This window comes from Chitinophaga chungangae (assembly GCF_017742215.1).
GTDB lineage: Bacteria > Bacteroidota > Bacteroidia > Chitinophagales > Chitinophagaceae > Chitinophaga > Chitinophaga chungangae.
The window spans coordinates 1,220,145-1,240,594 of the sequence record NZ_JAGHKP010000003.1; the positions used below are offsets into that span (position 1 = coordinate 1,220,145).

The window sequence follows — 20,450 nt, forward strand, 5'->3', positions numbered from 1 at the left end:
ATCGGTGACATTAACGTACAGGTTTGATGATGGCATTCTGCAGCAGCTGGCAGATACCCGCAAACAGCATCACCGCCGCGCAACCGATCAGGTTCAGCCAGAGGAAAGAAACGATATCGGCAAAAAATACCGCCACCACCACGATCTCCGCCAGCAGGGCGCCCCAGAACACGGCATGGCCCCTTACGAACTTCATGGCGAAGGCCGTTACGAAAATGCCGAGAATGGTGCCGTAAAACAGTGAGCCCAGGATGTTCACCGCTTCGATCAGGCTGCCCAGCCCGCTGGCGAACTGCGCCACGGCAATGCCGAAAACGCCCCAGATGAGCGTCCAGGCTTTGGAAGCGCGCAGGTTTTCGGCGTCGGTGCCGTTACGGCGGAACAATCGCTGATAGAAGTCTACCATCGTGGTGCTGGCGAGCGAATTGAGCGCCGCCGCAATACTGCCCCACGACGCGAGGAAGATGATGGCGATCAGCAGCCCGACCAGCCCTTCAGGCAGGTTGCTCACCACGAAATGCAGGAAGATGTAATTGGTATCGTTGGTTTCCGCGCCGGGCGCGACCTTTTCGATCAGCTGGTTCGCTTCTTTCCGCACCGTGTCCGACGCGGCTTCCGCGCCTTGCAGCGAAGTTTTGATGGATTCCACGGCGGCTTCGTCTTCCGTCTCCAGCGCGGCGGCCATAGCTTTGACGTACCCAGTTTTCTCCACCGAAAGGGAATCGAAACGTTTTTCCAGCACCTGCATTTCAGGTGCATATTGGGAATTGTGCACGCGGTTGAGCAAACCCTGGTTGAAGTTGATCGGCGCACGGAAATACAGGTAAAAAACGAACACCAGCGCGCCGATAAGCATGATCAGGAACTGCATGGGCACTTTCACCAGCCCGTTCATCAGCAGCCCCATCCGGCTCTCGGTAAGCGTTTTAGCGGTCAGGTAACGGCCCACCTGGCTCTGGTCAGTACCGAAATAAGACAATGCCAGGAAAAAACCGCCGATCACGCCGCTCCAGATATTGTAACGGTCTTTGATGTCGAAATCCGTCACGATCACGTTCAGCTTGCCCATTTTGCCGGACACGTGCAGCGCATCGGAAAAACCGATATCGTCCGGCAACAGGTGCATTACCATCCATCCCGCCAGGAACATGCCGGAGAAGATGATCGCAAGCTGCAGGCTTTGCGTGTAAGACACGGCCTTTGTACCGCCATACATCGTGTAAATGATGAGCAGGCCGCCCATAAAAAAGTTCGTATAATAAATATTCCAACCGAGTAAAGACGAAAGGATGATGCTCGGCGCATAAATGCTGATACCCGTGCTGAGCGCGCGCTGCAGCAGGAAAAGAAAACTGGTGAGCGTTCTTGTTTTCAGGTCGAAGCGCTGCTCAAGGTATTCATATGCCGTGATCACTTTCAGCCGGTGAAAGATCGGCACGAAAAAGATGCAGATCACGATCATCGCCAAAGGCAGGCCGAAATAATATTGCACGAAACGCATACCGTCTGCGTACGCCTGGCCCGGCGCGCTCAGGAACGTGATGGCGCTGGCCTGCGTGCCCACGATAGAGAGCAGCACGATGTACCAGGGCATAGACCGGTTGCCGAGGAAATAGCTGTCCAGGTCTTTCTGGCCGCGGCTTTTCCACATGCCGTAAACGATAATGAAGATCAGGGTGCAGGATAGAACGATCCAGTCTAAAAAACTCATGAATAGTTTTTAGTGAACAAATAGAAAAAAACGATCAAAGCGGCCAGTACGCCCGCTACCAGCCAGTACCAGGCGGACCAGCGGGAAAATACCGGCGGCTTTTCTTCGGGTGTTTCCTGCATTATTTACCTCGTTTTGATAACAGGCCTCCGCCCAGCAAACCCAGTCCCAAACCGATCAGCAGGCCGATATGCACTCTTTTGATCAAAAATCCGATCACCAGGCCGATGATGATGCACAGGGCCGCGGATATCGTCACTCTTTCGTTTCTCATTTTCCTGTTTTTTATTTGGAAAGCATATTTACGAATAAACGGTAAGCGCCCGGAACGCCCGCGGGCAGCTGCCGGAAGAAGCTCAAACCGGTGTAGATGTAACGCCCCTGGCCGTAGGCGGCCACGATGGTGGAGCCGTCCATCGGTCTTTCGCCAGGGTCGTTCATTTCAAACGGCTGCTGGTATTCCCTGCTCAGGTCCGCCGGGAAATACAGCCCGCGCTCCTGCACCCAGCCCTCGAAATCCTTTTCGGTAATGGCGTTCGGGTAAGTGAACAGTTTGTCCTGCGGCCGGAGGAATTTCACCGGCGCCTGCTCGTTGGTCACCCTGTCCCGCGAAAGCCTGAAGGGATAAGGCCCGAGCTGGTCGGTCACCAATCCGCCGCTGGTATTGTATTGCACCACCAATGTGCCGCCGTTTTTCACGTAGTCCATCAGGCGCGGTTGCCAGTAACGCAGCCTGTCCTGCGTGTTGTACGCCCGTACGCCGGTAATGATGGCGTCGTAATCTTCCAGCCTGCCGTTCATGATGTCTTTTTCCGTCAGCAGCGTTACGCTGTAGCCTACCTGGCGCAGCGATTCGGCGACTTTATCGCCCGCGCCCGGGATGTAACCCAGCTTCCGGCCGTTGTATTTCAGGTTCACAGTTACCAGCCTTGCGCTGGCAGGCGGGAAAATATTGATGGCGGGAATATGGTCGTATTCGATGGTGGTGATGCTTTTCGTGTAGATGTCCCCGTTAACGTCGAGCGCAACGGTCATGGTATCGGTGATGTTCTGCCCGTTCACTTTCAGCGGCGTTACCTGGAAGCTCACTTCGGTTTCGTCGCCTTTGCGGTCGAGGTTGAAGGCTATGCTGGCCTGATCTGCCTTGAAACCAGCCGGCAGCATCAGTTTCACGGAACCCTTCACTTTTTCTTTCATCGCCCTGATCTTCACCGGCACGGTTTGCGGCGCGGCCTGCGTGTAGATGTACACCTGGTTGCCCAATTCGGCCACCACGGGCGGCGCTATCACGAGCGGGCGGTACACCTCTCCTTTTACGGGATCGGTGAATTTGAAAATGAAGGGTCTCGTTGCTTCGATGGTCTGCACGCCTTTGTCCGTACTGAAGTCGAAATGGAAAGTGGCGGTGAGCGAAGGAATATTTTCAGGATTGCCGATCAGCGCTTCGTTGCGGATGCTGTAAGTGCCCAGCGCGTGCGGGTCCTGCAGCCAATACGGCTGCGAGATGGGCGTTTGCGCGGGAACGGTGAGATCTTTCTGCAGCGAAACGAATTTGTTCGGCACCAGGTCCTGCTGCACGGAAGCGACTTCCGCGCCATTGACGGTCACTTTCCGCAATTTTACCGGCACCTGGCTGCGGTTGATCAGCTGGAGGTTATAACCCATCTGCCCGCCGGGCACCACTTCCGCGGCGGTGGAAAAAGCTTCCGCCCAAATACCCGCGCAGGCGAGGATCAACTGCTCCGTTTCTTTCAGTTTCAACGTTTTCCAGTAACCGTCAGGCAGCGACAATATAGAAGATCGTATAGCCAGCAACGTGGGCACGCTGGCCGCAGGGTTGCCGGTATTGTAATTTTTTATAGCCGCGGCGATCTGTTCGCCGATGTTTTTTCCGCCTTCCACACGTTCCCAACCGGTCTGCACGCCGTCCATCAGGTCTTTTTCAGGCGCGGCGCCTTTGATCGTGCTGAAATATTCGATGGCGGTTCCGCGGGAAGATGCCACGCCAAAGCCCTGGCTTTTATGCTGGGAGCGGCTTTCAGCGGCTATTTCGCCATACCCCCTGCCCAGCAGCGGATTGTAGGAACCTGCGTCTATTTTGAACTGGTCTTCGGAAGTGTTGTTGTTGCCGCCGAAATTGTAGTTGTTCCACAGCAAACGTTTCGCCTGCCAGGGTTTTACGCTTTTCAGCTGCTCGGGGTATCGTTTCGGGTCTGCCGCGGCGGTGAACGCTTCGGCGGCGAGAATGGCCGATGCGGTGTGATGGCCGTGCCCCGCCCGGCTGTCTGCCGGGAAACGGCAGATGATCACATCCGGCTGGAATTTGCGGATCACCCATACCACGTCTCCCAGGATCTTTTTACGGTCCCAGATCGTGAAGGTCTCTTCAGGATTTTTGGAAAAACCGAAATCGTTGGCGCGGGTAAAAAACTGTTCGGCCCCGTCTATCCTGCGGGCCGCCAGCAGTTCCTGCGTGCGGATGAGGCCCAGCAGCTCCGCCTGTTCGTTGCCGATGAGGTTTTGCCCGCCATCGCCGCGCGTAAGCGAAAGATAACCCGTGCGGTAGCAGCTTTCCCGGGCAAGGTATGCCAGCAGGCGCGTGTTCTCATCGTCAGGATGCGCGGCAACGTACAGCACGCTGCCGAGTGTGTTGAGTTTCTTCAGTTGGACCTGTATGTCTGCTGCGTTCATAACGGGCGCCGTTTGCGCATGGAGGCCTGAAAGACCAGCCAGCAAAGCAACGGCCAACCCGATCGCGGATCGTATTTTAAACATGGGAATAGTTACCGGTTATATCAAGTTGTCAAAAATAGTGATTTATCCCGGCAAGTGTTTACCGCTGGTGGATTTATAGGCGTTTTCAGCAATCTGTGCAGAATTGAAATGCAGAATGTTATCATTTTTTGAACATAAAATAGACCGCGCCCAGCAACAACGAAAATGAAATGAGGTAATTCCATCGCAGCGGCTCTTTGAGGAACGTCACGGCAAACACGCAGAACACGGTAAGCGTGATCACTTCCTGGACCATTTTCAGCTGGAAACCATTGAACCCGTCGAGATAACCCAAACGGTTGGCCGGCACCATAAAACAATATTCAAAAAACGCGATGCCCCAACTCACAAGCACCACTTTCCAGAGCGGAACATTGGTGTTCCGCAAATGGCCATACCATGCGAAAGTCATGAAGATATTGGAGATCAGCAGCAAAATTATCGTACGCATACACTAAACTAATATTTTTTTATGCGCTGTTCTTCACCGGACAATGAATGTGCATAATCGGACATAAAATAAAATATAATCATGCGTATCCCATTCATTTTTACAATATGCCACCACTGGCATTCCCTTTGAAAAGTGGAAATCATTAATTTAACCGCATGATCCGCAACTATCTTCTGCTTGCTTACCGCAACATCGTGAAACATAAACTGTTTACGGCCATCAACCTGGTCGGTCTTGCCATGAGCATGAGCCTTTGTATGATGGTGATCCTCCATGTAGCGGATTATCTTTCTTACGACCGTTTTCATCCGCATCCGGCGCGCACGTACAGGCTGCTGACGGAATTGCGCAACCCCGAAGGCCAGGGATTTCTTTTCGCCAGTTCGCCGCTGCCACTGAAAGGCGCTGTACTGGCGGATAGTACGCTGGTGGCGGACGCAGTGAGCCTCTACCCCGCCCTTCGCGGCAATGTGCGCAGCGGCGACCGTTCACTGCCGATTTACGGCGCATTCACCACGCCGTCGTTCTTCAAAGTATTCGGTTTCCGCCTGGCCAAAGGCAACGAAATCACGGCGCTGACGCAGCCCAACGGCATCGTGCTGTCGCACAACGCGGCGCTGCGGTATTTCGGACATACGGACGCGCGGGGCAAAACGCTGGACGTTGCGCCCCTCGGCACTTTCATCGTAACCGGCGTGCTGGAGCAGTCGGCGTCCAAATCGCATATCGATTTTGAAGCCTATGCATCGGCTTCCGCGGTGCCGCAACTGGAGAAAAACAAACTGCTGGCGGAAAAATCAGGGCAGTGGAACACCTGGGGCGATGCATACACCTACGTGCTGCTGCAGCCTGGGGCGGAAAAAGCGCAATTGCAGGCTTCGCTGGACAGGCTGGCGCGAACGCTTTTCAACGATCCCAAACAGGGCAGCATCGCGTTTCTCCTGCAGCCGCTCCACCACATCACGCCCAGCTGGGAAGAAACGAACAACAACATCGGCAACGGCCAGAGCTGGGGCAAAGTGGGCGCCGAGATCGGCCTGGGGCTGATCATCCTCATTTCCGCCTGTTTTAACTACACCAACCTGTCCATCGCCCGTTCGCTGTCCCGCGCGAAAGAAGTGGGCATCCGCAAAGTGGCCGGGGCTTCGCGGCTGCAGGTGTTCGGGCAGTACGTCATCGAAGCGGTGATCATCACCTTTCTCGCGCTGGGCCTCGGTTACATTATGCTCGCGGCCGCGCAGCACAACAATCTTTTTAACGCCAATACCGGCGTGGTCAACGAATTGCTGCAGTGGAAGATATTGCTGGCCTTCGTAGTGTTCAGCGTCTTTACCGGCCTGCTCGCCGGCACGCTGCCCGCCTGGATACTTTCCGCCTTTAATCCCGCCGAAGTATTAAAACGCCTGCCTTCCCACCGCGTGTTCGGCAGGATGGGACTGCGTAAAAGCCTGCTGGTGTTCCAGCTGGCGCTGTCGCTTCTTATCACCGTATTCCTCTTCGCATTCTACCGCCAGTTTTCGTACCTGGCCGATGCCAACAAGGGTTACCGCCCGGAAGGCGTGTTCACCGTGCACCTGCAGGGGCATGCGGATAACCTGCTGCGGCAGGAGCTGGCTTTGCTGGCCGGCGTGGAAGCGGTGTCGGGTGTTTCATACGACTTTAAAAAATATTTGGGAGACCGGCTTTCCGCGAAAAGCGACCGCTCCAAAGAAGCCGCTTCCATCGAATATTTTAACGCAGACGAGAACCTGTTAAATGTCATGGAGCTGCGGCTTGCAGCGGGGCACAACTTCCAGGCGGGGCAAACCGGCCAGCTGCTGATCAATGAAAAAGCGGCTACAAGCCTGGGATTTGCGGATGCCGCCAGCGCGGCGGGGCAACTGGTACGGCTAAACGATACCACGACCGCTACGGTTGCCGGCGTGCTGAAGGATTTTAATTACCAGCACCTGGGCCAGCCCATCAGGCCGATGGCCGTGGTGGCCAACGGCGGCGGCTACACGCTGTTGCAGGTGAAGGCGAACGTGGCCGATCCTTCGCAGTTCGGGAAACGCGTAAAGGCGGTATGGGCGAAGCTTTACCCGGGGGAAACGTTCCGCGGCGAATGGCTGGCGGAAGAGCTGTACCGTAATCAGAAACAGGCGGACAGCGTTTCCTTCATGGGCTATATTTCCATCATGACCGTGCTGATCGCGGTGATGGGGCTGCTGGCGATGGTGGTGTATTCCACCGCGCTGCGCAAAAAAGAGATCGGCGTGCGCAAAGTGATGGGCGCCGACGTGAAAAGCCTCGTGCTGCTGCTTTCCAAAGGTTTCCTGAAACTGATCGCGATCGCGGGTTTCATCGCTTTGCCGTTGGGATGGATGGCCGGGAATATTTTCCTCAACAATTTCCCTTACCGCATCGATTTTGGTTTCGGCAGCCTGATGGCCTGTTTTGCCGCCGTGCTGGCAGTGTGCCTGCTGGCGATCGTTTCGCAGACCTGGAGGGCGGCCAATGCCGATCCTACGGATAGTTTGCGGAATGAATGACCTGTTTTTTTACGGCCGTACATAAAAAATCCCGGCGCAATGCCGGGATTTTCTTTTATCTGCAATAAGTTGTTGGTTATTCGTTCCTGCCCAGCAGGTACAGCACGGCCATGCGGGTGGCTACGCCGTTTTCCACCTGGTCGAGAATGATGCTCTGGCCGGAGTCGGCCACGTCTGAGCTAAGCTCCACGCCCCTGTTGATCGGGCCGGGGTGCATGATGACGATATCTTTTTTCAGGCTGTCCAGCAGTTTGCGGTTCACGCCGTATGCGAGGGAATATTCGCGGAGGGAAGAAAACAGCGGCATGTTCTGCCTTTCCAGCTGGATGCGGAGCACATTGGCCACGTCTGCCCATTCCAGGGTTTCGCGGATATTGTAGCTCACGTTTACGCCCAGCGCGGCGCCGATATGTTTGGGAATGAGGGTGGGCGGGCCTACAACGGTTACTTCAGCGCCCAGTTTCTTGAGGCAGTAAATATTGGAGAGCGCCACGCGGGAATGCATAATGTCTCCGCAGATGGCGATCTTTTTGCCTTCCACGCCTCCCAGCCTTTCACGGATGGAAAATGCATCCAGCAGGGCCTGGGTGGGGTGTTCGTTGATACCGTCGCCGGCGTTCACGATGGGCACGTTGATGTGTTTGGCGAGGAAGTGCGGCGCGCCGGTGGCGGAATGGCGCATCACCACCATATCCACTTTCATGGACAGGATGTTGTTGACCGTATCGATCAGGGTTTCGCCTTTGGATACCGAACTGCCGGACGCGGAAAAGTTCACCACATCGGCCCCGAGGCGTTTTTCGGCCAGCTCGAAGGAAATGCGCGTGCGCGTGGAGTTCTCGAAAAATACGTTAACGATGGTAGTATCCCGGAGGGTGGGCACCTTCTTGATAGGACGTTGTAAAACTTCCTTGAATTGATCGGCGGTTTGAAAGATGAGCTCTATATCCTGACGCGTCAGATCGCGTATACCCAGCAGATGTTTAACAGACAGTGACATTCTAAGGTGCAAATATAAGAGGTTTAGGCAATCAACACAACTTCATCTTTACCATCCCTTTCTTTCCACAGCACTTTTACGCGCTCCGTGATAATGGCGTCGATCGTACGGCCGGTGTAATCGGGCTGTATGGGCAGCTCCCGGCTGAAACGGCGGTCGATGAGCACGAGCAGCTCCACGGCTGCCGGCCGGCCGAAGTCCAGCAGGGCGTCCATGGCGGAGCGGATCGTCCTTCCCGTATACAATACGTCGTCTATCAGTATCACGCGTTTGTTATCTATGGAAAAATCGATGTCGGTTTCGTTGGGCACCTGCAGCCCCTTGTTGGATTTGTAGTCGTCGCGGTAAAACGTGATGTCTACCTTCCCGTAAGGAATGTCCGTGCCCGGCAGCAACTGCTGCAGGTTGCGATAGATCCTGTCTGACAGGAAAATACCCCGGGGTTGGAGGCCGACGATCACGGTATTGCTGAAATCCAGGTGATTTTCGATCAGCTGGTGGCTTAATCTCTCAATTGTAATTGCTAATTGCCGGTCTGTAAGAATCGATTTCAAAACAAAGGGTATTTAATAAAGGTCAAAAATAAGGATTAATGTAATTTTGAGCATATAATCATTCTGATCATGAAATTCCTTCAAACCATGCTGATCACATTGAGCCTTTTCGGCTTTGGCAACCAGGCCAAATCACAGATCGCCACCGGCGCCGTTGTGCCCGACTTTTCGCTGCAGGACCAGAACGGGCAGACCTTCAAACTGTCTTCCGCGCTGGCGAAAGGCCCGGTGGTTGTGTATTTTTACCCGAAAGACGATACGCCGGGCTGCACCAAGGAAGCCTGTTCTTTCCGCGATTCTTTCGCCGAATTCCAGGACGCGGGCGTACAGGTGGTGGGCATCAGTTCAGACGACGTGGATTCCCACAAGAAGTTCGCAGAAAAATACCACCTCCCCTTCACCCTGTTGAGCGATACCAAAGGCGAAGTGCGCAAGCTGTTCGGTGTGCCCAAAACCATGATGATGCCGGGCCGCGTTACGTATGTGCTTGACAGTAAAGGCAAAGTGGTGCATCAGTTCAATTCCATGACGCAGGCCACCCAGCACGTGGAAGAAGCGATGGAAGCCATCAAAAAACTGAAAGCGTAAATATCATATCCGCCGGGTGTTTCTAAAAAACGCCCGGCGGATATGTTGCTTCAGATTTCCTTCAGCTTTGATTCAAAGTTCAGGGCGGGCTATGCTTACAATTTCCTGCCCGGCCGGAACCTGATGAAATATTACCCATTTCGACCGCCGGTCAAGTCCGCCTCAACTCCGTCTTCGCTGTATCTCTCCTTCTTTTCTCTAAAGGATTTCAGGGTGATTACCGTTACATTTCCCATGCGAAAGCAAAATACTATCATAAAGTTGGGATAGTTTCAAAAATAAAAGGCCAGCCAAACGGCCAGCCTTTGTTGTCACAATTCACAATCATTATACTAAAAATCAGTTGATCCAGTCGGGGTTTTGCCGGAGATTGCCGTTCATCTGCACTTCCTGCTCGGGAATGGCCCAGTTGTACAGGTAATCGCCGCTCCAGAGGTACGGTATGTTCACGTTGCCCCAGATCTCCTTCACCCCGTTGCCCGTGTAGAATACCGTTTCTTTCCACGTTTTCCAGCGCATTTCATCAAAAAAGCTGATGCCCTCGTTCGGGAACTCCGCTCTTCTTTCGTGACGGATGCGTTGCCGCATATCGTCCTGCCCGGTTACCGTGGTGGCCGGGGAAGAATTCAGCAGGCCCACGCCGGCGCGTTGCCTTACTTCATTCACCAGGGGAACCGCTTCGTCGGTTTTGCCCTGTTCGTTGAGCGCTTCAGCCCACATCAGCAGTACGTCCGCAAAACGGATCAGCGGAAAGTCCGTCGGGCCGGTGGTGCGGTCGGGCAGCTCGGTACTGCCGAGGTATACGAACTTGCGGTGCAGGTAATAGAAAAACGTGCGCGTGTCTGTCGTTAGGTCCAGTGTAGGCAGGTTTTCGTTGCGGTGCGGCCAGCGGTAGGTGAATACGCGGTCTGCCCCTTCGATCTGCCTGCCGAGATAAGTGGAATACGGCGTGATCACGTTCGCGGTCAGGCGCGGGTCGCGGCCGGCATACGCCTGTGCGATGCGCTGTTCGTTGCCGTCAGGCAGGTACGCGTCCATGTTCACACCCCTGTTTTTCGCGGCGGTGATCTCCGCTGCGGTGAGGTTGTTGCGGAAAAAATATACTTCGCGCTGTTTGGCGGGCATGGCGTTGTAGCCGGGTATTACGGCGTCCCAGTCAAAGGGGCTGCCGTCCGCATTTTCGTACCTGTCCACCAGATCCGGGTGCACCATGTAAGAGTTCCAGCAGGAGCCGAAAGAGGAGCGCGTGCCGGTGTAGAACTGCGTGGTGGAACCAAAGCCCGGCACGTTGTTGTACTGGATGGAAAAGATCATTTCATCGCTTTGTTCATTGGCCGGGCGGAACAGTTCGTAATAGTTGCCGAAAAGCGAATAACCCGCTTCGCGCACTTTCTGGAAATCGGCCGCGGCCAGCGCCCATTGTTCCAGGTACATATAGGCTTTGCCGCGAAGCGCGTAGGCCGCGCCTTTTGTAGCATGACCGAAAGCCGCGTTGCCTTTGGCATATTTCATCGGCAGCTCCGGCTCGTTGATGGCGTCCGTCAGGTCTTGCACCACCACATCCCAAACCGCCTGCTCGGTCTCGCGGCCGCGGTTCATCTGGTCTACGGGCACCGGTTCGAGATACACGGGCACGCCTTTCCAGAGCTGGTTCAGGCGCATGTAAAAATATGCGCGCATGAATTTCATTTCCGCCACATAACGGGCCTTTTTCTCGGCCGGCGACGGCGATTTGGCCGGGATGCTCGTAATAGCGTCGTTGGCGCGGTGAACGCCTTCGTACAGTTCTTTCCAGACGTTGGTGAACATGCCGTTGCCTGTCGTGGCCGTGCCTTGCAGCAATGCATCGCCGTCGCGGCCGATGCTGGTCACGAAACGGTCGTACATGTACAGCTCGCGCCCGCTGGCGCCGCCAGTGGCAATGCCCAGCCGCAGCGCATTGTACACGCCCGCCACGCCAAGGTCGGTAAGATTGTCGGTGGTCCACATGGTAGACGAGGCGATGTTGCCGGGAGGCACCGTATCGAGCAGGTCGCTTTTACAACCGCTCATAAAACCCGCGCTGCCCGCGATCGCCAGCGCCAGTATGGATTGTTGGATATATCGTTTGGTGTTGTGTTGTTTGTTCGTCATCGTAGCCGGATTAAAAGTTAACGTTTAAGCCCAGTGCAAACTGCTGCATGGTCGGGTATCCCACGTTCGGCCCCAGCTCGGGGTCCAGCCCCGGGAAAGCCGTGAAGGTGAGCAGGTTCTCGCCGGTGAAATACACACGTGCCTTGGCGATCCTGAGCCGGTCTGTCCAGTGTTTCGGCAACGTATACCCGATCTGCGCATTCTTCAGTCTTACCCACGCCGCATTGTCCATCCAGAAAATGTTCGCCGTGTTGTTGATGGCGTCGCTGTTGAATTTCAGCCGCGGGAACCTGCCGTTGATGTTGTTCCCCGGATCGTCCGGATTGTCTGCGTTGTAGTAATAATGATCGTCCGCCATACGCGTGCCGGTGGCATTGCCGTTGCGGAGAATGGAGTTGTTGTAACCTTCAGCGTTCCAGTAATACTGCATGCCCGCCATGCCGGCCAAGATCATCGATACGTCGATACCTTTGTATTCCGCGGAAAGATTCAAACCGAATATGTACTTCGGTTCCGTGCGGATGTTGGTCAGGTACTGGTCGAACGTATTGCCGTAAACACCATCTCCGTTCCTGTCTGCAAAAATGAAATCGCCGTAATACAATTGCGCCTTGCCGACGGTATTTACCGGCGAAAAGCTGTATCCCGCGGCTTTCATCGCGTTCACCCACGCAAGGTCTTCCGGTGTGCGGATCATGCCTGTTTTGGGGCCGCCGTTCACGTTCACGCTGCCGTCCGCATTAAAATAAGAGCCGCTGCCGGCATAAAGGTCGCGGAGATAATACGTGTTGATGCCATACCCTTCCACGATACGCTCCAGCCCGCCGGACGATACGTCGCCGATATTGCTGGTGTACACGTTCTGCCCGGATGCGTTTTTGCTCCAGCCTTCTTTCAGGGTGCCTTTGTATTTGTCTACCACGTTGTAGTTGTACGCGAAGTTGGCGCCGACGGAATAATTAAAATCGCCTTTGCTGTCGCGCCAGTTCAGCGCTACTTCCAAACCGCGGTTCAATACGGCGGCGGTGTTGCGCGTAGGCCCCGCTTGCGTGCCCGCGGTGAGATAGATCGGCGGAACGGTCAGGATGCCGTCTGTATACCGGCTGTAGTAGTCCATTTCCACGGAAAGGCGGTTGTGCAGCATGGTGAAGTCCAGGCCAATGTCCGTCTGCGTGGTTTCTTCCCAGCTCAGGTCAGCATTGGCGTATTTGCTTTGGGCAAGACCGATCACCGGCGCGTTGTTGAACGCATAGTTCACGCCGCCGTAAGTGGCCAGGTAATCGTAGTTGCCGATGTTGCTGTTCCCCAGCTTGCCCCATGAAGCGCGGAGCTTGAGGTTCTGGAAAACGCTGCGGACGTTTTTGAGGAAAGGCTCTTCCGAAATACGCCAGCCCGCGGAGAACGAAGGAAACGTGCCCCAGCGGTTGTTTTCAGCGAAGCGCGAAACGCCGTCGTATCGCAGGTTCGCCTCCACCAGGTATTTCTCCTTGTACCCGTAATTCACGCGGCCGAAATACGAACGGTATGCATAATCGTACCCGCCGCCGCTGGTAGACACCATTTCGGTGGCGGAGCTGAGCGTGGTAACGGTAGCGTCTATCAGCCCGCGTTTGGTGGCCGCCACGTCTTTGTAATGCAGCGCGTATTCGTTGTAACCCACCAGCGCGCCGATACTGTGATCTTTATTGATCACGGTGTTGTAACGCAGTACATTATCAAAAGTGAGCTTGTAGTTTTTGTTGTAGTCGAATGAAGTGGAGAGCGTATTCGGCAATCCCGCGGGCACGATGATGATGTTCTTCGAAAAGTCCCAGCGGTCCAGCGGAATGCTGTAGCTGGTGCCGTCGAACTGGTTCATCTGGTAGTTGATCTTGCTTTCGAGCTGCAGCCCTTTCCAGATGTTGAGTTTGGCGTACACGGTGGAGTTGAAGCGGGAAGTCTGTTCGTTGCCGCCATTGCCGTACAGGTGCACCAGCAGGTTGTTCAGCCCTGCCGATTCGTCCGGCGAGGAAGGCGCGCCGAAACGCCCTTCGTACAAGGGATACAGGCCCGGCGTGGTTTGGCGCAGGAAGTTGAAAGTATTGTCCGTATTGCCTTTCTGGCGGTTCTGCAACAAGCCGAACGTTTGCGTGCCCAGTGTCAGGAAATCGTTCACTTTTACTTCCAGGTTGGCCCGCAGCTCGTAACGTTTAAGGCCGGTGTTGTACATCAGGCCCGGGTTGTTGAGGATGCGCGCGGACACGTTGTAGTTCACGTATTCACTGCCGCCCATTACGGACAGGTTATGGTTCTGCACTATATTTTTCTCGAATATCTCGCTGCCCCAGTCCGTGTTGGGGTAAGCAACGTAGTTGGGAATGCCGAATTCGTTGAGGGCATTGGGATCTTTGTTGGCTTCCGTCCATTTATCGATGCTGGCCTGCGAGTATACGGGCGACTGGCCCAGGTTTCGCGCCGCTTCGTTGTACAGGTTCATGTGCCGCACATAGTCGGAAACGAAGGTGGGCAGGTTGGTCGGTTGGGTGATGGACAATACGGAAGAATAACTCATCTGCGGCTTGCCCGTTTTGCCTTTTTTGGTGGTGATGAGAATAACGCCGTTGGCGGCCAGCGAGCCGTAGATCGATGCGGAGGCGGCGTCTTTGAGGATGGAGATGCTCTCCACGTCGTTCGGGTTCACGGCGTCCATGCTGCCGATGATGCCGTCGATGAGCACGAGCGCGTCGTTGTTGTTGAGCGTGCCCTGGCCGCGGATGCGGATGCTTGCGCCGTCGCTGCCGGGGCGACCGGAGCTTTGGCGAACGGCTACGCCTGGGGCGAGCCCTGCGAGGGAAGACGATACGTTGGTCACGGAGCGGTTCTCAATTTCTTTGCTGCTCACTGTAGCAACGGAACCGGTGAGGTCCACTTTTTTTTGCGTGCCGTAACCTACCACCACCACTTCGCCGAGGTCGGATTCCGATTCGCTGAGGGTGATGTTCATCGCGCTTTGCCGCACGGGCGTCTCAATCGTCTCGTACCCGATGTATTTAAGGATGAGCGCGGCGGAGGGGCTTTTCACCTTCAGGGAAAAGTCGCCGTTTTCGTTTGTTACCGTACCGTTGGACGTGCCTTTTTCCAGCACGCTTACGCCGGGAAGCGCAATGCCTTTTTTATCGGCCACTTTTCCTTTAACAATGATGGAACTGTCTGCCGCAACGGCTGCCGGCAGCTCGGGAATCTCTACCCTGCGCATCAGCGTAATGGTGCGGTTTTCGATGGAATAAGACAGGCCGCGGTTTTTGAGCACCTCGTTCAACACCAGCTCCACCGGTGCTTTTTCCACGTCGATGGTTACGGGAGGCGCTCCTTTGAGCAGGCCCGCATCATAAAAGAAGCCGTACCCGGCCTGCTTTTCGATGGCTTTAAACACGCGTGCAAGCGAGATCTTGCGGGCGGAAAGCGTAACGGTTTGCGAATAGCTGCTGGCGCTTACGTGCAGCGAGCCGATCAGAATGAAGGCTGTTAATAACCTCATGGTCCTCCAGAATTTGGTTGACAGGGACAGTGCGCCAATGCGATATTGGCACAAAGCAGTTAAATTCATAACTTAGATTTGGGAATTTTAAAAATTGTTTACCATACAGTTTTTGCCCATTGCCGGCCCCGATGCCAGTCGGGAGCCGGTTTTTTACGGCCTTTTTCGATCCTGGTGTTTAAGCGATACGTGAAATTTTTAGGTGAACGAATAATGTTTATGGCAGCAATGTGAGCTGTTTTCCTTCGATTTTGGTATGTACCCCGCTCCTTTCCAGTATGCGCAATACCTGCGCAAGCGTGAGGTCTCGCCGTATCTTTCCTTCAAATGTCTTGTCCGGCACCGCGCCTTCATATTTTACTTCTACATCGTACCAGCGCGAAAGCTGCCGCATCACTTCCGGCAGCGATGCCTGGTTGAACAGGAACCAGCCTTCTTTCCAGGCCAGCACTTCGGCCGGGTCTATGTCGCTGCTCACCGTAATGCTGCCCGATGCAGCCTGCCGCGCCTGCTGGCCGGGGCGCAGTTCCTGCGCGGGACTGTCTTTCGCGCCCACTTTCACTTTCCCTTCCAGCAAGGTTGTTTTGATGAATGTCTCATCGTCATACGCGCTGATGTTAAAGCTGGTACCCAGCACTTCCACCCTGCTGCGGCCCGCGGCCTCTACCCTGAAGGGTTTCAGGGCGTCGGGCATTACTTCGAAATATACTTCGCCTGTGATCTCCACTTTCCGCTCCTGCCCGGCGAACGCGGTGGGGTAACGGATAGACGATGCGGCGTTGAGCCAAACGCGCGTGCCGTCGGGCAATGTAAGCCTGAACTGACCGGCGCGCGGCGTGCTGAGTTTGTTCCAGACCGGCTGGCCGCCATCGTCTTCATAACGCAGCTGGCCGCCGTGCTGGCTGATGCGGGCGCTCCCCTGCCTGATCACCTGGTTGCCCGCGCTGTCCAGCGTTACAACGGAACCGTCTGCCAGCGTGAGCGTAGCTTTGTTGGCCCCGGGGGCTATATCTGCAATGGTTGAAATGGTTTGCGGGGAAGAAGTTTCGTTTGTCTTTAACCGGTTATACCCTACCACGGCCATGCCTAATACCGCAGCTGCGGCGGCAACGGCCCACCAGCGGCGCATCGGGCGCACGGTTGTTTTGGGCGCGGTTATTTGCTGAAAGATGCGGGCGGCGTCCTCTTCTTCCATCCGCGCGTCCGGCGTAAAACCCGTCCAGGCCTCTTCCAGCGCGGTTTGCAAAGCGGCGTCGTGCCGGGAATCTTCCAGCAATTGCTGCAATTCCTGATTTTCGGCGGGCGTTTCGGCGCCGTTGAACCATCGCTGAAATAAATATTGAACCCTCGATTCCGACATAAAAGATGCTTGTTCCTGGTATGATGACAAATAACTTAACCGGCAGAAGTAGTCCGCCGAAAAAAAATTTTCCGGGATAGTAAAAAACGAGGTAATGGGATGAAACGGCCTCAGGCCAGTTGCAGGCAGGCAGGCCCCATGGCGGCGATGATGAGCACGATCGCCGGGTCTTGCCGGATAATGCCTTTCAGCGCCTGTGTGGCCAGGCTCAGGTGTTTTTTAACGGTGCCTTCGGAGATATGCAGCCTGCGGGCAATGTCTTCCACGGCCAGCCCCTGCAGGCGATTGAGCGTAAAAACGGCTTTCTGCTGCGGCGGCAGCTGGCTGATGGCTTTGTCCAGCTGGTCTTGCAGCGCTTTGTAACGCACCATCTGCTCGGTTTCGTGGGAGGCGCCGGTTTGGCCGGCGTAAAGACTGCGGAGAATATCGTTGCGGTAAGCGCTTTTTTTGGCAAGATTAAAAGCGTGATTGCGCGCCAAAGTAAAAAGATAGGCGTCGAAACTGCGTATTTCAGCGAGCAGGCTGCGGTCTGTCCATATCTTCAGGAACACGTCCTGTACGATGTCTTTGGCGGTTTCCGGGCTGGCGGTGAGGCGCAGCATATATGCAAACAGCTTGTTCCGGTGCCCGTCGAAAAGGCAACGGAAAGCCGCTTCGTCTCCGGCAGCCGTTTGCCGCAATACATCCGCTTCTGAATACGATCCGCCGGTGTTCATGAATAAAAAGTTAGCATCAGTTAGTCTGCCCATTCCTGGCCGGGCCTCAGATCCCGCCAACATCAAGTCTTATTTCAGGTATGTGTGTGTGCCAAAAATATGTAAAAAAGCATAATGGCGCTATAAAAAAAGCCGCCCGGGGAAAACCGGGGCGGCCGCGTATACAGTTTCACATAATTGCCCGCCGTTGCGGCGGAAAAAATAAAAACTTATGCTTCTTTCAGGAAGGGGTACCGGTAATCTGTAGGCGGTACCAGCGTTTCCTTTACGGTCCTGGCGCTCAGCCAGCGGTAAAGGTTCAGCTGCGAGCCGGCCTTGTCGTTGGTGCCGGATGCGCGCGCGCCGCCGAAGGGCTGCTGGCCTACTACCGCGCCGGTGGGTTTGTCGTTCAGGTAAAAGTTACCTGCGGCGTTCACCAGTTTTTTGGTAGCGAGATCAAGCGCGTAACGGTCCTGTGCCAGCACGGCGCCGGTGAGGGCGTATTCGCTGGTGCCGTCCACCAGTTCGAGGGTTTCTTCCCATTGCTCTGCGTCGTACGTGTATACGGTGAGCACGGGGCCGAAAATTTCCTCGCACATGGTCCTGTATTTCGGATCGGTGGTTTCAATTACGGTCGGTTCGATAAAGTAACCCTCCGTTTTGTTGTAATTGCCGCCGGCGATGATCTTCGCTTTGGGATCTTTTTTCGCGTCTTCGATGTAAGCTGCGATCTTGTCGAACGAACGTTCGTCGATCACGGCGTTGATGAAGTTGCTGAAATCTTCGGTGGTGCCCATTTTCATGGTCTTGAGCTCAGCTGCGAGTTTCGTTTTGATCTCTTCCGCGATATTGCTGGGCAGGTATGCGCGCGAAGCCGCGGAACATTTCTGGCCCTGGTATTCGAAAGCGCCGCGGGCGAGCGCTGTAACCACGGCGTCCACGTTAGCGGATTTATGCGCGATCACAAAGTCTTTACCGCCGGTTTCGCCCACGATGCGCGGGTATGTTTTGTATTTGCCGATGTTGTTGCCGATGGTTTTCCACATGGTCTGGAACACGCCGGTGGAGCCGGTAAAGTGAATGCCGGCGAAGTCGGGGTGCGCGAAACAAACGTCGCCGATGGTGGGCCCGTCTGCATATACGAGGTTGATCACCCCATCCGGCAGGCCGGCTTCGATCAGCACCTTCATAAAGAAAGATGCGTGGTATACCTGTGTATTGGCGGGTTTCCAGATCACCACGTTGCCGCACATGGCGGCGGAGGTGGGCAGGTTGCCCCCGATAGCGGAAAAGTTGAAGGGTGTAACGGCCAGCACGAAACCTTCCAGCGGGCGGTACTCCAGGCGGTTGTGCACGCCGGGGGAGCTCACGGGCTGCTGACGGTAGATCTCGGTAAGGTAATGCACGTTGAAACGCAGGAAGTCGATCAGTTCACAGGCGCTGTCTATTTCAGCCTGGTAGGCGTTTTTGCTCTGGCCCAGCATGGTGGCGGCATTGGTATGCGCGCGGTATTTGGTGGCGAGCAGTTCGGCCGCTTTCAGGAACACGGCGGCGCGTTGTTCCCAGGGCGTGTCCGCCCATTGCTGGCGCGCGGCCAGGGCGGCGTTGATGGCGTCTTTTACATGACCGGCATCTCCTGCATGGAAATGGCCGAGCTTGTGTTTGATCTCGTGCGGGGGGCGGATGTCTACCGTTTTGCCGGTGCGTATTTCCTTGCCGCCGATGTACATGGGAATGTCCAGCTGAACGGCCTTGAATGCGGCCAGCTGCTGCTTGAGCGCCGCTCTTTCCGGGGAGCCGGGCGCATAGCTCATTACCGGTTCATTGCCTGGTGCTGCAAAGTCAAAATAAGCATTATGCATGGCTTTGATTTTGTTGTTTCGGTTTAGAAATCAATATTGTTGTAACCGGCTGCTGCTTTCTCAGCCTTTCTCATCTTCTTTTTGCATCATCAGGTAGGCTTTGATGAACCCGTCCAGCTCGCCGTCCATTACGGGGCCTACGTTGCCTACTTCAAAATCGGTGCGGTGGTCTTTGATCATCTTGTACGGATGGAAAACATAGGAACGGATCTGCGATCCCCATTCGATCTTGCGTTTGTTCGCATTGGTGGCGTTTTTCAGCTCTTCCCGCTTGCGGATCTCCTCCTCGTACAGGCGGGATTTCAGCATGGTCAGCGCCTTCTCCCGGTTCTCGCCCTGGGTGCGGCTCTGCTGGCATTCGATAATGATGCCGGAAGGAATGTGCTTCAAACGCACCGCCGTTTCCACCTTGTTCACGTTCTGCCCGCCTTTACCGCCAGAACGGTAAAATTCCCATTCCAGGTCCGCCGGGTTCACGGTCACCTCGATAGTATCGTCTACCAGCGGGTACACGAAAACGGATGCGAAGGAAGTATGCCTGCGGGCATTGGAATCGAAGGGGGAAATACGCACGAGGCGGTGAACGCCGCTTTCGGCCTTGAGCAGGCCATACGCGAAGTCTCCGTCGAATTCGAGGGTGGCGGATTTGATGCCCGCGCCGTCTCCGTACTGCACGTCGATCTCGCTGACCTTCCAGCCCTGCTTTTCACCGTACATGCGGTACATACGAAGCAGCATCTCCGCCCAGTCCTGGCTTTCGGTGCCGCCCGCTCCCGAATTGATCGTGAGCACTGCCGGCATTTCGTCTTCAGGCTGGTTGAGCGTGCTTTTGAACTCCAGCTCGTCGAGCGCTTTGAGCGCCGCGTCGTAGGCCGCGTTCACTTCTTCTTCGGTGGCTTCGCCTTCTTTCTGGAACTCCTGCAGCGTGGCGGCGTCGTCGATAGACGTGCGCACGTCGTCGTGCAGGTCTACCCAGAATTTGTTCACCTTGATCTCTTTCAGGATCGCAGTGGCCCTTTCATTGTCGTCCCAGAACCCGGGCGCAAGGGTCATCTGCTTATCATTTTCTATTTTGTCTATGCGGTCCTGTACGTTAAAGAAAACCTCCCAGGACGTACAAACGGTCCCTCATAGCTTTAAGTTGCTCTGCTGTCATAAGTCCGCAAAGATAAATCTTTATTAACGAATTACGAAACCGCGCAAGCGGTTCATTTTTAATGCGTAAATTAGGAATGGAAAGATTTTTGCTGGAACTCAAACCAAATCCTGA

At 55.1% G+C, this 20,450-nt stretch carries 15 protein-coding genes; 2 read left to right on the forward strand and 13 right to left on the reverse strand.

What is annotated here, in order from left to right:
• Positions 1-10: 10 nt before the first annotated feature.
• The 5 genes from J7I43_RS19310 to J7I43_RS19325 all read right to left on the reverse strand — a co-directional run bounded on the left by J7I43_RS19310 (position 11) and on the right by J7I43_RS19325 (position 4,937).
• Entirely contained in the window at positions 11-1,711 is a 1,701-nt protein-coding gene (locus J7I43_RS19310) for a sodium:solute symporter (protein WP_209147499.1), read from the reverse strand.
• Positions 1,708-1,833, reverse strand: coding sequence for a hypothetical protein (locus J7I43_RS24880; protein WP_262898788.1), 126 nt, complete (start codon positions 1,831-1,833; stop codon positions 1,708-1,710). Before J7I43_RS24880 ends, J7I43_RS19310 begins: the two co-directional genes overlap by 4 nt.
• Positions 1,833-1,985, reverse strand: a complete 153-nt coding sequence (locus tag J7I43_RS19315) for a hypothetical protein (RefSeq protein WP_209147500.1) — start codon at positions 1,983-1,985, stop codon at positions 1,833-1,835. Before J7I43_RS19315 ends, J7I43_RS24880 begins: the two co-directional genes overlap by 1 nt.
• An 11-nt stretch (positions 1,986-1,996) precedes the next feature.
• The gene (locus tag J7I43_RS19320; protein WP_209147501.1) at positions 1,997-4,486 is read right to left on the reverse strand and encodes a PIG-L family deacetylase; all 2,490 of its coding nucleotides are present in this window, start codon (positions 4,484-4,486) and stop codon (positions 1,997-1,999) included.
• A gap of 121 nt (positions 4,487-4,607) precedes the next feature.
• Positions 4,608-4,937: a DMT family protein gene (locus J7I43_RS19325; RefSeq protein ID WP_209147502.1), complete on the reverse strand. Its 330-nt coding sequence runs from the start codon at positions 4,935-4,937 to the stop codon at positions 4,608-4,610.
• A 158-nt stretch (positions 4,938-5,095) separates the two neighbouring features.
• Between J7I43_RS19325 and J7I43_RS19330 the strand changes: the two genes are divergently transcribed.
• Entirely contained in the window at positions 5,096-7,471 is a 2,376-nt protein-coding gene (locus tag J7I43_RS19330; protein WP_209147503.1) for an ABC transporter permease, read from the forward strand.
• A 76-nt stretch (positions 7,472-7,547) separates the two neighbouring features.
• Here J7I43_RS19330 and J7I43_RS19335 read toward each other — a convergent pair whose 3' ends face one another.
• The gene (locus J7I43_RS19335) at positions 7,548-8,471 is read right to left on the reverse strand and encodes an aspartate carbamoyltransferase catalytic subunit (RefSeq protein WP_209147504.1); all 924 of its coding nucleotides are present in this window, start codon (positions 8,469-8,471) and stop codon (positions 7,548-7,550) included.
• A 23-nt stretch (positions 8,472-8,494) separates the two neighbouring features.
• Positions 8,495-9,025: a bifunctional pyr operon transcriptional regulator/uracil phosphoribosyltransferase PyrR gene (gene pyrR / locus J7I43_RS19340; RefSeq protein ID WP_209147505.1), complete on the reverse strand. Its 531-nt coding sequence runs from the start codon at positions 9,023-9,025 to the stop codon at positions 8,495-8,497.
• Positions 9,026-9,094: 69 nt separating this feature from the next.
• Here pyrR and J7I43_RS19345 point away from each other — a divergent pair, with 69 nt between their 5' ends.
• Entirely contained in the window at positions 9,095-9,613 is a 519-nt protein-coding gene (locus J7I43_RS19345) for a peroxiredoxin (RefSeq protein ID WP_209147506.1), read from the forward strand.
• 339 nt (positions 9,614-9,952) lie between these two features.
• On the opposite strand, the gene J7I43_RS19350 is transcribed toward J7I43_RS19345, so the two are convergent.
• The 6 genes from J7I43_RS19350 to prfB form a co-directional block, all read right to left on the reverse strand.
• Positions 9,953-11,746, reverse strand: coding sequence for a RagB/SusD family nutrient uptake outer membrane protein (locus tag J7I43_RS19350; protein ID WP_209147507.1), 1,794 nt, complete (start codon positions 11,744-11,746; stop codon positions 9,953-9,955).
• 10 nt (positions 11,747-11,756) lie between these two features.
• Positions 11,757-15,263, reverse strand: coding sequence for a TonB-dependent receptor (locus J7I43_RS19355; protein WP_209147508.1), 3,507 nt, complete (start codon positions 15,261-15,263; stop codon positions 11,757-11,759).
• 217 nt (positions 15,264-15,480) lie between these two features.
• Positions 15,481-16,623 carry a FecR family protein gene (locus tag J7I43_RS19360; protein WP_209147509.1) on the reverse strand — a complete coding sequence of 381 codons (1,143 nt, stop codon included), beginning with the start codon at positions 16,621-16,623 and terminating at the stop codon, positions 15,481-15,483.
• 110 nt (positions 16,624-16,733) lie between these two features.
• The gene (locus J7I43_RS19365) at positions 16,734-17,339 is read right to left on the reverse strand and encodes an RNA polymerase sigma factor (protein WP_209147510.1); all 606 of its coding nucleotides are present in this window, start codon (positions 17,337-17,339) and stop codon (positions 16,734-16,736) included.
• A 209-nt stretch (positions 17,340-17,548) separates the two neighbouring features.
• Entirely contained in the window at positions 17,549-19,180 is a 1,632-nt protein-coding gene (gene pruA, locus J7I43_RS19370; RefSeq protein ID WP_209147511.1) for an L-glutamate gamma-semialdehyde dehydrogenase, read from the reverse strand.
• Positions 19,181-19,240: 60 nt separating this feature from the next.
• Positions 19,241-20,336 (reverse strand): peptide chain release factor 2 gene (gene prfB, locus J7I43_RS19375; RefSeq protein ID WP_236023414.1). Its coding sequence is split into 2 segments (ribosomal slippage): positions 19,241-20,275 and positions 20,277-20,336, totalling 1,095 coding nucleotides; the frame shifts between segments, so codons are not numbered across the junction.
• Positions 20,337-20,450: the final 114 nt, after the last annotated feature.

Bases quoted from the DNA above. Each gene is read 5' to 3' on its own strand.
- J7I43_RS19335 (WP_209147504.1), bottom strand. From the start codon at position 8,471: ATGTCACTGTCTGTTAAACATCTGCTGGGTATACGCGATCTGACGCGT.
- J7I43_RS19355 (WP_209147508.1), bottom strand. From the start codon at position 15,263: ATGAGGTTATTAACAGCCTTCATTCTGATCGGCTCGCTGCACGTAAGC.
- J7I43_RS19360 (WP_209147509.1), bottom strand. From the start codon at position 16,623: ATGTCGGAATCGAGGGTTCAATATTTATTTCAGCGATGGTTCAACGGC.
- pruA (WP_209147511.1), bottom strand. From the start codon at position 19,180: ATGCATAATGCTTATTTTGACTTTGCAGCACCAGGCAATGAACCGGTA.
- J7I43_RS19350 (WP_209147507.1), bottom strand. From the start codon at position 11,746: ATGACGAACAAACAACACAACACCAAACGATATATCCAACAATCCATA.
- J7I43_RS24880 (WP_262898788.1), bottom strand. From the start codon at position 1,833: ATGCAGGAAACACCCGAAGAAAAGCCGCCGGTATTTTCCCGCTGGTCC.
- J7I43_RS19330 (WP_209147503.1), top strand. From the start codon at position 5,096: ATGATCCGCAACTATCTTCTGCTTGCTTACCGCAACATCGTGAAACAT.
- J7I43_RS19365 (WP_209147510.1), bottom strand. From the start codon at position 17,339: ATGAACACCGGCGGATCGTATTCAGAAGCGGATGTATTGCGGCAAACG.
- J7I43_RS19345 (WP_209147506.1), top strand. From the start codon at position 9,095: ATGAAATTCCTTCAAACCATGCTGATCACATTGAGCCTTTTCGGCTTT.
- J7I43_RS19310 (WP_209147499.1), bottom strand. From the start codon at position 1,711: ATGAGTTTTTTAGACTGGATCGTTCTATCCTGCACCCTGATCTTCATT.
- J7I43_RS19325 (WP_209147502.1), bottom strand. From the start codon at position 4,937: ATGCGTACGATAATTTTGCTGCTGATCTCCAATATCTTCATGACTTTC.
- J7I43_RS19320 (WP_209147501.1), bottom strand. From the start codon at position 4,486: ATGTTTAAAATACGATCCGCGATCGGGTTGGCCGTTGCTTTGCTGGCT.
- J7I43_RS19315 (WP_209147500.1), bottom strand. From the start codon at position 1,985: ATGAGAAACGAAAGAGTGACGATATCCGCGGCCCTGTGCATCATCATC.